At 60.2% G+C, this 11,385-nt stretch carries 9 protein-coding genes and 1 pseudogene; 6 read left to right on the top strand and 4 right to left on the bottom strand.

Annotated elements, in window-relative coordinates:
* Nucleotides 1-156: 156 nt before the first annotated feature.
* The 4 genes from ccoS to AC0L2X_RS31960 all read left to right on the top strand — a co-directional run bounded on the left by ccoS (nucleotide 157) and on the right by AC0L2X_RS31960 (nucleotide 3,794).
* Nucleotides 157-312 carry a cbb3-type cytochrome oxidase assembly protein CcoS gene (gene ccoS / locus AC0L2X_RS31975; RefSeq protein WP_473601151.1) on the top strand — a complete coding sequence of 52 codons (156 nt, stop codon included), beginning with the start codon at nucleotides 157-159 and terminating at the stop codon, nucleotides 310-312.
* Nucleotides 313-1,028: 716 nt separating this feature from the next.
* Nucleotides 1,029-2,930, top strand: a complete 1,902-nt coding sequence (locus tag AC0L2X_RS31970) for a glycoside hydrolase family 127 protein (RefSeq protein WP_473601150.1) — start codon at nucleotides 1,029-1,031, stop codon at nucleotides 2,928-2,930.
* A gap of 86 nt (nucleotides 2,931-3,016) precedes the next feature.
* A complete protein-coding gene (locus AC0L2X_RS31965) occupies nucleotides 3,017-3,346 on the top strand; it encodes a hypothetical protein (RefSeq protein WP_473601149.1) in 330 nt (109 codons plus the stop codon).
* Between the two features lie 265 nt (nucleotides 3,347-3,611).
* Nucleotides 3,612-3,794, top strand: a complete 183-nt coding sequence (locus tag AC0L2X_RS31960; RefSeq protein ID WP_473601148.1) for a hypothetical protein — start codon at nucleotides 3,612-3,614, stop codon at nucleotides 3,792-3,794.
* A gap of 596 nt (nucleotides 3,795-4,390) precedes the next feature.
* Here the strand turns inward: AC0L2X_RS31960 and AC0L2X_RS31955 are convergent.
* Together AC0L2X_RS31955 and AC0L2X_RS31950 are read right to left on the bottom strand one after the other, a co-directional pair.
* Nucleotides 4,391-4,705, bottom strand: coding sequence for a hypothetical protein (locus AC0L2X_RS31955; protein ID WP_473601146.1), 315 nt, complete (start codon nucleotides 4,703-4,705; stop codon nucleotides 4,391-4,393).
* 285 nt (nucleotides 4,706-4,990) lie between these two features.
* The gene (locus tag AC0L2X_RS31950; RefSeq protein WP_473601145.1) at nucleotides 4,991-5,947 is read right to left on the bottom strand and encodes an IS481 family transposase; all 957 of its coding nucleotides are present in this window, start codon (nucleotides 5,945-5,947) and stop codon (nucleotides 4,991-4,993) included.
* 105 nt (nucleotides 5,948-6,052) lie between these two features.
* Here AC0L2X_RS31950 and AC0L2X_RS31945 point away from each other — a divergent pair, with 105 nt between their 5' ends.
* Nucleotides 6,053-6,574 carry a P63C domain-containing protein gene (locus AC0L2X_RS31945; RefSeq protein WP_473601144.1) on the top strand — a complete coding sequence of 174 codons (522 nt, stop codon included), beginning with the start codon at nucleotides 6,053-6,055 and terminating at the stop codon, nucleotides 6,572-6,574.
* On the opposite strand, the gene AC0L2X_RS31940 is transcribed toward AC0L2X_RS31945, so the two are convergent.
* Complete coding sequence (locus tag AC0L2X_RS31940) at nucleotides 6,541-8,697, bottom strand: heavy metal translocating P-type ATPase (protein WP_473601152.1); 2,157 nt, start codon at nucleotides 8,695-8,697, stop codon at nucleotides 6,541-6,543. The genes AC0L2X_RS31945 and AC0L2X_RS31940 overlap by 34 nt on opposite strands.
* 108 nt (nucleotides 8,698-8,805) lie before the next feature.
* Between AC0L2X_RS31940 and AC0L2X_RS31935 the strand changes: the two genes are divergently transcribed.
* Nucleotides 8,806-9,255 (top strand): MerR family transcriptional regulator, encoded by a 450-nt coding sequence (locus AC0L2X_RS31935; RefSeq protein WP_473601143.1) that lies wholly within the window; start codon nucleotides 8,806-8,808, stop codon nucleotides 9,253-9,255.
* 1,770 nt (nucleotides 9,256-11,025) lie between these two features.
* Here the strand turns inward: AC0L2X_RS31935 and AC0L2X_RS31930 are convergent.
* A pseudogene (locus AC0L2X_RS31930) lies at nucleotides 11,026-11,136 on the bottom strand (sulfite exporter TauE/SafE family protein); the annotation flags it as partial.
* Nucleotides 11,137-11,385 lie beyond the last annotated feature (249 nt).

The raw sequence follows: 11,385 nt of genomic DNA, 5'->3' as shown, positions 1-11,385 counted from the left end.
GCACGTCACACCGTTGATCGCCGCAATCGCGATGTCCGCCTCGTCGCTGCTTGTCATCGGAAATGCATTACGCCTGGAAGGCTTTGTACTGGACGCACCAACGAGAACTGTTCCCAATGATAAACACTCCAACAGTGGCGGATTGGCACAGTTGTAATGACGACGCTAGCCTATTTGATACCTGGGGCTCTGCTCCTCGGCGCGCTTGGGCTGTCGGGCTTCCTATGGGCCTTGAAAAGCGGTCAATACGAGGATCTCGACGGGGCAGCAGAGCGTATCCTTATCGACCAGGACGACAAGCCAGAACGCTGACTCAAGCCGCTGTGCAGACGACTGTGCGGATGCCGGTGGTAAGCCGAGTCGTCTGGAACAACTGCTGAGGTGGCATAAGCAGCTTCACCTGCCGCCGGTTGACGCTGCTGTGAAAAGCCTTTGTCGCTCGAAGGATTACATCGCCCAGGCGGCTGATCCTCGAGCCGCGGTCGCCGGATTTCTCATGCCGCTTGACCCAGATCAGGGTTATCTAGTCATCGGCATGGTTTCATCGGCCAGTCTTTCAAGGGGAGATACCATGCCTACCTTGATGAATCGCGCCGCCGAACGCCTCGGCGATCGGTCTGGATCAAGACCCACACGAAGAACGGCCAAAGCCAAAAGTGGGCCGAGGCGTCGCTGCGCAAGGCGGCGGCCGCATTCTTGTGAGCAAACGTTGAACGCGACTTTCCGCGGCAATGGTCAGATCGCCCGGGGCGCGTGCGACCCTCTGCGCGAGATAGGCCCGCTAGTACATGCCGATGTGGCCATCGCTAGATCTGAGGACGTCATGGGGCTTGAGGCGCGTCCGCAACTGACCAGGGTCGATGTGAACCCGAGGCCCTCGGACGCGAGGCTGCTCACCGCGTGCTTAAGATGATCGCCGGACGGCAGCTGAGCGGCGTCAGGCGCTGGCCATGTTCACTGGTCTTGGCGAGCATCGTCGGAGCGATGAGAACGTCGGCCCACTTCGTTGCAGGAACGGATGCGTTCGAATGAACGAGTTCAAGCCAGTTCGGTTCGTCGATGTGGCGCTGGAGGGGCAATTTTGGCGCGAGCGGCTAGAGACGGTGCTGACACGGACCATCCCCAGCCAGCACGTCCAGCTTGGCAAGCATGGTATCTTGCAGTCCCTAACCCTGCCGAACCGGCCGCCGCCGCTGCGGTTCCCAGACGACGAGCAGGATTTCGTGCAGCTGTTCTGGGACTCCGACGTCGGCAAGTGGATCGAAGCGGCATCCTATGCGCTGTCACACAGGAGCGACGCCGATATCGTGGCCGGGATCGAGAAGATCGTCGACGATCTCGAAAAGGCGCAGGCTCCCGACGGTTATCTGAACTGCTGGTACTTGCAGCGCGACCCAGACAAGCGCTGGACCAACCTGCGCGATAATCACGAACTCTACAATCTTGGACATCTGCTTGAGGGCGGCATCGCCTACTTCGTCGCGACTGGCCGGCGCCGGCTCCTCGGCATCCTCGAGCGCTATGTCGACCATGTGCGCAAGACCTTCGGCCCGAACCCCGGCCAGAAGCGCGGCTATTGCGGCCATCAGGAGATCGAGCTTGCTCTCGTTAAGCTCTATCGCTTGACGGGAGATAGAAAGCATCTCGACCTCGCGGCCTATTTCATCAACGAGCGCGGGTGCCAGCCGCACTACTTCGATCAGGAAGCGATCGCGCGCGGGGAGAGTCCTCAGGATTTCTGGAAGGAGCGATTTGAGTACAGCCAATCGCACAGGCCGGTGCGCGAGCAGACCATTGTGGTCGGACATGCCGTCCGGGCTATGTACATGTTTTCTGCCATGGCCGACCTCGCGGCGGAACTGAATGACGACAGCCTCAAGAAAGCATGCGAGGTGCTCTGGGGCGACGTCATCTCCTCGAAGATCTATATCACCTCCGGGTTGGGACCGGCTGGCGGGAATGAAGGCTTTACCGAGGACCACGACCTGCCGAACGATACGGCCTATGCGGAGACCTGCGCTTCGATAGCGCTGATCTTTTGGGCGCATCGCATGCTGCATTTCGATCTCGACGGTCGCTACGCCGACGTCATGGAACAGGCGTTGTTTAACGGCGCGCTGACCGGCCTGTCACGCGATGGCCAGCACTATTTTTATACCAATCCGCTGGACAGCGATGGGCGACACAGCCGATGGGCCTGGCACACATGCCCATGCTGCACGATGAATTTGTCGCGTCTGATCGCTTCGGTCGGAGGCTATTTCCTCTCGGCCAGCGAAGACGCAATCGCCTTCCATCTCTACGGCGGCATTTCGACAAACATCCAGCTCGCTGGGTCAAACGTGTTCCTACGGGAAAGCAGCGCCTATCCACTATTCGGCTCGATCAGGATAGAGGTCAGCCCTGACGCGCCGGCCGAGTTCACCGTTAAACTGCGCATTCCCGGCTGGGCTCATGAAGCCAAAGCCTCGGTCGGGGGACATGTGGTCGACGTGACAGCATGCACCAGAAATGGCTATCTTCTAATCTCGCGGCTATGGACTCTAGGAGACATAATCGCCCTCGAGCTACCGATGTCTCCCGAGCGCATCTATGCTCATCCCTTGGTCAGGCAGGATATCGGCCGGGTGGCGCTTAAGCGCGGACCATTGGTTTATTGCGTTGAAGAGATCGACAATCCCGGGGCGCCCGTGCAGCAGCTCACACTGCCGCGAGAGTCCAAGATCGAAACGATGGAACGGGGCGATCTTTTCGATGGTGTGGTCACGCTGACTGCCTCCGCGCAGCGCGTCGAAGACCAGGGCTGGGGAGACAGCCTATACAGGAATACGCCCCCCACCGCTTCCGACTGCCGGCTAACCGCCGTGCCATACTATCTCTGGAATAATCGGGCAAAAGGCTCGATGCAAGTGTGGCTGCTGGAAAGCTGAATAGCCGAGGTGAGAAACCCGTTGGTTGGCTGGCTATCTGCCTAGGTGAGCGGAGTATTCCAAAGTTTTGTTGCAGGAGTGAATGGATGTCGCGATTTCGCCTATTGACTATCTTCATGTCGGGAATGCTGGGAACGGCGACGTTGCCGGATCCGGTCGCCTCGGCACCAGTCCTCAACCCCGCCAATCGCAATGCGCTGGTCGAGCGGAACGAATTACTGATGCTGGAGAACAGGCTGCGGCGGCAGCAATATCAGCAGCAGCAGCAGCAGCAACAGCAACAGCAACAGCAACAGCAACAGCAGCAGCAGTTCCGTTCCCAGGATCGCGAGATCGCGCCGCAGCAACGGCCCGATCGACCGCTTACTTGCCAGCTAGAGCGGTCAAGCAACGGCTTTGTGAGCATCTGCCGCTGATGAGGCGACTTGCCACTTATTTAGGCGGCCATAGCTTGTGCGCGTCGTGCTTAACTAGCATCAAAGGCGCTTTTTTTATTTCGCAGTTCGTGCTTGGGTACTGGAGAGCCTACGCGATGGCGCCACGCTGATGGCCACTCCGATGACAGCTGATTCCCCCAACGGATCTGGGCAACCACTGGGAGTTCTCGCTCCTCGCATTGCGTACGACCTTCTTGGTGGCTGCCATTTCCGGTGATCCAGTCAAGCTCTTGGTGAGATGTTGGTGGAAGGACCGATCCGCGACCCAGTCCTCGCCACGCGCGACCTGCTCAGTATCGGCGGATCAGACCGACAACATCGCGGCCCTCGTCATCTAGCCGCGCCGACCCGCACCTGCGGGAAGCAAGCGGGCATGATCCTGCACGCCGACGATTTTGAAAAGGGCATCGCGAATCCGGCAATTTAGGACGGGGTGAGCGGGTCAGGCGATTCCCTTTCGGCTGAGCGAGCGTGGCGAAGTCGAGGTGGATGCTGAAAATGGCACGGACAGACGCGAATCCGCAGCAAACGAGAAGCCGAGCGGTCAACTGGCTTGCCATCGGAGAGCGTTAACGCCGCATCGCCTCAAAACACAAGGGAGCAAGAACCTGGTCTTGGCTCGCCTCGATTAGAATTCTTCGCGCGCTCGGCGCCTGTTATGTGATGCCCGCTTCGGACAAATCCCACTTCAAGGCGCACGCGTCCTCAACGGATCGAGCGCTTTCGCTCTGCGTTTCGATTCTCCCAACGGATCTGGGCAACGATAGGGAGTTCTCGTCCCAAAATTGCCGGATTCGCGATGCCCTTTTCAAAATCGTCCGCGCGCAGGACCATGCCGCTTGCTCTGCGGCCATTCGGTCGTGAATGCAACCAACAGCCGCCAAGGAGCAGTCGTGACGCTCTCCGATGGCAGGCAGTTCACCGCTCGGCTTCTCGTTTGCTGTGGATTCGCGTCTGTCCGCCACGCGCGACCTGCTCGGTATTGGCGCCGATGTTAATTGGCTTGGCCACTCGTCCGCGAGCCTAATCGTCCGCCTGCTCAACCGAGACTGTTCGCGAGCATTCGTTCTTCGCGAGAGCCGTCCGCAGCAGCGAGACCAGATTGTCGAGCGCTCGTAAGTGAGCCGGGCCAATCGGCCGTCTCGCAAGGAAGTCGTCGATCGACATCCAGTTGGCTGGGTCGGTGTTTGTCCTCGGTGCTTCAATGTAGAGGTGTAAATCGTCGGGCTCGAAAACGATTGTCCATGTTCCGGTGTCGTCTTCTGATAACCGATAGGTTAAGGCGTTCATGGCAGCTACTCCTTGCCATAGCTTGCCGATGCCGTCGGCTTTTTCCATCCCTAGAAATCGGTATTGACGTGTGCCCGGTGCGGCGATTCCGTAATGGAGGTCGCCAATGGCAAGGCACAAGAAATCCAAACAGCTTTCAGAAGCGGAGATACAGCGTTTCCTTGAAGACGCTCAAAAGCTGCACAAGACGCTGACCAGGCCCTGGTAGCGCCGTCCTGCGAACATTACAGGGCGTTCGTGAACCTCAAGCAGACGCTGCTCCAGGCCATCGAGAAGTCAGTGGTAGGCCAGTGCCGTGTGTACAGTGGAATTCGACTGGCCCAGCGGGATCCGCTAGCTGTGGAGCCTCAACAGGTTGTCCTCGGTTAGAGCGAGGCGACTGATAGGTGTTTTGGACTTTAGGCTCCCGTGGCGACGGTGCCAATTGTATCTGTGCAGCCAGACCGGCAACTCTGCGGCGCGGTGATCTGAAGTCGGATAGGCGATGGCATAAGCCCATTCGCGCAGTGCTGTCTGGATGAAGCGCTCGGCCTTGCCATTGGTCTTGGGCGTATAGGGTCTTGTCGTGACGTGCTTGAGGCCGAGATCGCGGCAGGCCTTGGCGAAGGCCTTTGACCTGTAGCAGGAGCCGTTGTCGGTCATGACGCGGGCTATCGTGACGCCGAGGCTGGCGTAGTAGGCCACCGCCGCCTTGAGGAAGGCGATGGCGCTTTCTTTTTTCTCGTCGGGCAGGATCTGCGAGAAGGCGATGCGGGAGGCGTCGTCGACGCAGACATGGACGAACTCCCAACTGCTACCGCGCGAGCTGGCATTGCCGGTGCGCTTGCCGGTAATGCGATGACCGATGCGCTCGAAACGACCGAGCTTCTTGATGTCGATATGGATCATCTCGCCAGGATGCTCGCGCTCGTAGCGTCGGATCGGCTCGGCCGGTTCGATATCCCGCAACCGCGACAGTCCGGCACGCTTGAGAACCCGGCTAACGGTGGCGGGCGAGACGCCGACCTCATGGGCGATGTGCTTGCCGGTCCAACGTTGCCGCCGCAGCGCCATGATGCGCTCGGCGATCAACGCAGCGGTGGCCTGTGGCATATGGGCGGGCCGCGAGGAACGGTCGATCATGCCGGCCCGCCCTTCGGACTTGTAGCGCTCGACCCAGCGAGCCACGATCTTGGCCGACACGCCGTAGACACGCGCCGCATGGGCTTTGGAGAAAGCGCCTTCTATCACCGACAGCGCCATCTCCTCTCGACGCAGCGGCGTGAGACGGGCATTCTTATGGATGTTCATTCGACCCTCCGGTGAGTGCTGAAGCCTGGTAACTCCAGTCTCCCCGGTCCGGTCCGAATGGACAACCTCCCGAAAGCTCACAGCTAGCTCACCCGACGACATTGGTTGACTACAGCATGTAGAGCATTAAGCGGCCGTTCCCCTGCTGGAGCGAATGGGAAGAAAGTCTCGATACCTGACGCTCAATACGAGACTGGGCTACCCGGCGAAGGAATAAGGCGGAGAAACGCTGAACCAATATTTCCGACCCCTGCATGGGCACGGCGTTCCCACGAGTACTACCGACAGCTCTACCGCCTAAGTTGCTGGAGCTGCCCGGTTGGTAAAGCCAAGACCCCGTTGGTCGGGAAGCTGACCAACAAGATCGTCTATGATCGCTTGCCTCATGGCGTGCTGGACGAACTTCGCAAGCGGAACCGACCGAGCCGGGACAGCGGGCGGCGCAAATGGAAACACGATCAGTTTCTATCTGAAGAGCTCGGCCAACCTGATCTTCGAGACCAGCTTCCTCAACTTTTGGCGATCATGCGGATTTTCAAAGCTTGGGCGACATTCATGGTGCATTTCGAGGATGCGTTCCCGAACCCCGGGGCTCAACTTTCGCTCCTGCTTGGGGACACCGATTGACGGTGCCCTCGCCAACCCAGCAGCCGCATGGCGTTCGCCGTGACGAGCACGGTCGCGCCAGTGTCGGCGAGGATGGCCGGCCATAGGCCCGTCACGCCGATCACCGTCGTGACCAGAAAGGCGGCCTTGAGCCCGAGCGCCGCCGTAACGTTCTGTCGGATGTTGGTCATGGTTCGCCGCGAAAGGTCGACCATGTCCGCAAGGTCTCGCACGCGACCATGAAGCACTGCGGCATCCGCCGTTTCCAGCGCCACGTCAGTACCACCGCCCATAGCGATCCCGAGCTCTGCAGCAGCCAGCGCGGGCGCGTCGTTGATGCCATCACCTACCTTCGCGACTTTCTTGCCCTGAGCCTGAAGCTCCCTGACGACGCGCTGCTTGTCTTCCGGCAGCATCTCCGACCTGACGGGTAGACCGAGCGTCTTGCCGACCGCTTCAGCGGTGCGCCGATTGTCGCCAGTCAGCATGACCGTCTCAATTCCAGCGGCCCTGAGCGCGTCCAAACCTTCCTTGGCATCGGCACGAGGTTCGTCGCGCATCGCGATGATCCCTGCAAGCCGATCATCTACCAGCAGAACGGATACCGATTTCCCCTCGTCGCCGAACGCGGCAATGCGACCCAGTCGATCGCCGTCCAACTTCGCTGTTTCCTCCGCCGCCGGCGCAGAGCCAAGGAAAACCTTCTTTCCGCCAACTTTGCCGATCACGCCTTTGCCTCCGATCGCGGACGCCTCGGAGGCGGGAGGCACCGGCACCTTATCGACCTTTGCCTTGTCGAGGATCGCCATTGCCAGCGGATGGGTCGAACCAGTTTCCAAGGCAGCAGCCATCGACAGCGCCTCGCGTTCGCTGCGATCAAACGTGACAACGTCGGTCACCTTGGGGTTGCCTTCGGTCAATGTCCCGGTCTTGTCGAGCGCCATTGCCGTGATCGAGCCTAGCATTTCGAGGGCGGCACCGCCTTTGATGAGAAGCCCACACCGCGCGCCTGCGGAAAGTGCGGCCGCGATCGCTGCAGGGGTTGAGATGACCAATGCGCAGGGACATCCGATGAGCAAAATGGCCAAACCCTTGTAGACCCATTCCCTCAAATCAGAGCCCCACAATAGCGGCGGCAGCACCGCGACCAAGGCTCCAACAACCAGCACCCCGGGAGTGTAGTAGCGTGAGAACCGGTCTATGAAGCGCTCCGTGGGGGCTTTGCTTTCCTGCGCCTCCTCGACCAGCCGGACCACACGCGCGATAGTGTTGTCGGCTGCTGCCGCCGTAACCTTGACCCGCAATACAGCTTCGGTGCTGATCGTACCGGCGAAGACACTTTCCCCGGCACATTTGCGGACAGGCGTGCTTTCGCCGGTCACCGGAGCCTCATCGATCGCGCTTTCGCCCTCGACAATAGTGCCGTCCGCTGGGATGCGCTCGCCGGGCCGCACGAGGATGGTCGACCCGACTTCAAGTTGATCGGCCGCGATCTCTTCGGTCTGGCCGTCGCGCTCGACCAAAGCAGTTTTGGGAACCAGTGCGGTAAGACTTTTGATGCTCGCCCTAGCACGTCCGGCAGCGACGCCTTCAAGCAACTCGCCGACCAGAAACAGGAAGACGACAGTCGCGGCCTCTTCTGTCGCCCCAATGATCACGGTGCCGACTGCGGCAATGGTCATGAGCAGTTCGATTGTGAACACCGACCCGTTCAGCGCCGCCATCAAGGCCCGCCATGCTATCGGTATGAGCCCCACGAGCATCGCGGCGATGAATGCCCACGCTTCGACCTGAGGCAGTGCCCTACCGATCCCGTAGCCTCCGACGAGCGCAACGCCGCTGGCTATCGTCAGCAGTCCCTTTCTGGACCTCCACCAAGGACCCTCAACTTCGGCCCCATGCTCACTATGCGAGCCTTCCGCACGTTCAGGTCGATCATTGCCCGCGCTGTTGGTGGCGCTTCGTGTAGCAGGCGAGATGCCGTAACCCAGCCCTCGGACTGACCTCTCCAGCGCTGGAAGGTCACTATCGTTGCGGTGTTGCACGGTCATCGTGCCGGCCGCCACCGAGACGTTAACATCCTCAACACCGTCAATGCGACGCGCAGCCGTCTCGATCTTGGACGCGCAGGACGCACAGTCCATGCCGGTTAGGCGGTAACGGGTCTGAGCTTCGGTCACTGGAAACCTCACCGGCTTGCAAAAGGTGACCCTGCTCCTACATCCTCTAGTGACTAGAGGAGCAAGCACAAAATGGAACGGGCGGTCTCTATTGGTATCGCAGCGGACATGACCGGGATAAAGGTCCCGACAATCCGCTTCTATGAGCAAATCGGCCTCGTTGATCCTCCGGCCCGGACGGAAAGCAATCGAAGGCTCTATGACGAGCGTGCCTTGCGGCGGCTCAAGTTCGTCCGCCATTCGCGGGAGTTAGGGTTCGACATGAAGGACATCCATGCGCTCCTCAAACTGCAGGACAGGCCGAACGAGCCCTGCGCAGAAGCCGACGCCATCGTGGTTGCCAAACTGGCAGACGTCCGGCGCATGATCGCCAGCCTACAGTCTCTTGAAGCCGAGCTTGACCGTATGGCCAGCTGTCGTCACGAGCGCGTTGAGAGCTGTCCCGTGATCAATACGCTTGCCGATCACAGTCTGTGCCAACATCACGATGGAGTGCCCATCGCCGAAGTGCGCAGTAAATGAAGCGAAGCGCCGCGATCACTCCCCCAGCAGCGCCCTTCGCATTACCCTGGTGGCAACCTCCAACCCGACCTCGTCGCCTCCGTAAGCCTCCCACTACCGGGCCACTGGACCGCCCGAGGATGAGGTATTCGTTCGGCAGTAGATGCGCCGCTCAGCCTGATCCTGTCAGTCATGCTGTGCCTTAGGCTGTGAACCGTCACCTTCTTGTCGGCTACGATCTTCCGGACGTTCTTCATCAAAGCGGCTCAGGCCGCATCACTGCCATCGGTGCGACCATAGGCTGGGAATAGTAGCTCTTGTCCCTGCGCAGCCTCACGGCCTACTGAGCCGCCTCGAGCGCGTCCCCAATCAGCGGCAGTTTCTGACTGAGCCTTTGGTTTTGGGCCTGCGGTGTGGGTGACCGACAAGGATGTCCGGGAATTTGTGATCAAGCCGAGCGTCGCTCACCCACGGTCCGGTGATCTCGATGGCTCTTTCCGCCGCCGCCAGTTGGCGCTCGGCTTGCGCATGGACTGCGCCTCATTACCTCGGCGTGGGTCTTTCCCAGCAGCGTAATGATTTCGGTCTTGCCCACTATCGGCCGCAAAATCTGGCCTGACCTTGCGCCTGTAGCGGTATCGACCTTTGCGCAGTTGTACGCATGGGAGGTCTATCATCATCTCTCGTGTTCCCCTCGGTGGACCTCATTGGGTACCTCGGGAAACGCTTACGCCCATGAAATCATTGGGCTATAAGGCTTCTGCGGAAAGAAATGGTGCCCGAAGGGAATCGAACCATCGGCACGTGCGGACTAGTTGTCCGTCTTGGCCGTGGCCGTCGCTTTCGGCACGGGGTCGCCGAACACACGACCGGATAGGGATCGGCCACACGCCAATTACACCCTCTTGGCACGGCGGTAGCGCTGGAGGGTAGAATTCTCACCCTACGCTTGGCTGCGCCGACGGCGAGTCGCGCAAGCTTCTCAACCCGTTTCTACGCCATTTCCGAAACTCGTCGCATGGGACATTTTATTCTCTTCCATCTGACCCACCTCTCTCCGATTGAGCCTTCGAGAGGAGCGCGAACATGGGGCCACACTGTAGTACGCCGCAGTTTGGGGACAATGTTTTGGTCGCGGGGTTGGGCGCGAGACGAACGGATCTGTGTTTCAAAATCGGGTTTGCCGGTTCGACGCAGACCGGAATGGCCCCGCCGCCGGCCTCCGCACTAATCGAGCTTCGTGAACTCTTCAGATTTGTCGATCAGGGATAGCTCCGGGGCGATGCCGCGTGCTGGCCGATTGCCTGGTTCGCCAGCCGTAGAGGGGCGTTGCGCACCTTGCAATGGCGTGGCCTCGGTTGAGGAGCTCGAACGCTGTCTGGCGGTCGCGGCCTACTTGGTCGTCCGTCATGGGGAGGCCTATACGGCGACGTTCGAGAGGCTGGAGTGCGAGGTCGAACAAATGCGTCGGAAGCTCGGAAACCGCGAACGGGCGCAACGGGTGCTGTCCACGCTGATGCAAGATGGCGTCAGACGGTTGGGAGCTTAGTGAGGTTGTTCCTCATGCTAGGTGTCCCCGGAGCAGGAAGATGGCATCCACGGGCGGAGTAACTGCGATCTTGTGGAGCCACTTGCGCTTTTGAGTCAGCGAGGCTCCGGCGCCGTATTTCGGCCGGATCCATTTGTGGCCACCTTCTCCGGTCCCTCGGTGGCCGTTACCCGGTCCTCGAAAGTATGCCTCAGACTATAAAGACTATGCCCGCACGTGGGCAGTAGCTTCCTCTGGCGAGCACCTTTGGAGAGCAGCACGGTGGAGGAGATCGCGCCATAGGCCATGCCTAATGCGCCGTCAACCGCCTGGGCAAGGAAACCGACCATGGCGAACAGAATGAAGTCAGTCATCGGTGTCCGCCGTGAAAGTGCCGCCGTATGTAGCCTTGTGATGAGCGATCGGGCTTGGCTCCGCGTCAGAGAAAAAGGGCGGCATCGCTGCCGCCCCTCGAGATTGTTGTGCTGCGCGGACCTTAGAAATCCATACCGCCCATACCACCCATGCCGCCGCCAGGCATGCCGGCAGGCATGCCGCCGCCAGCCGACTCCTTCTTCGGAGCCTCCGCGATCATGGCTTCGGTGGTGACCAGCAGGCCGGCG

Source organism: Mesorhizobium sp. WSM4828, from assembly GCF_055811175.1.
The sequence above is the reverse complement of the archived record's forward strand: the minus strand, read 5'-3'. Positions and strand labels throughout refer to the sequence as shown.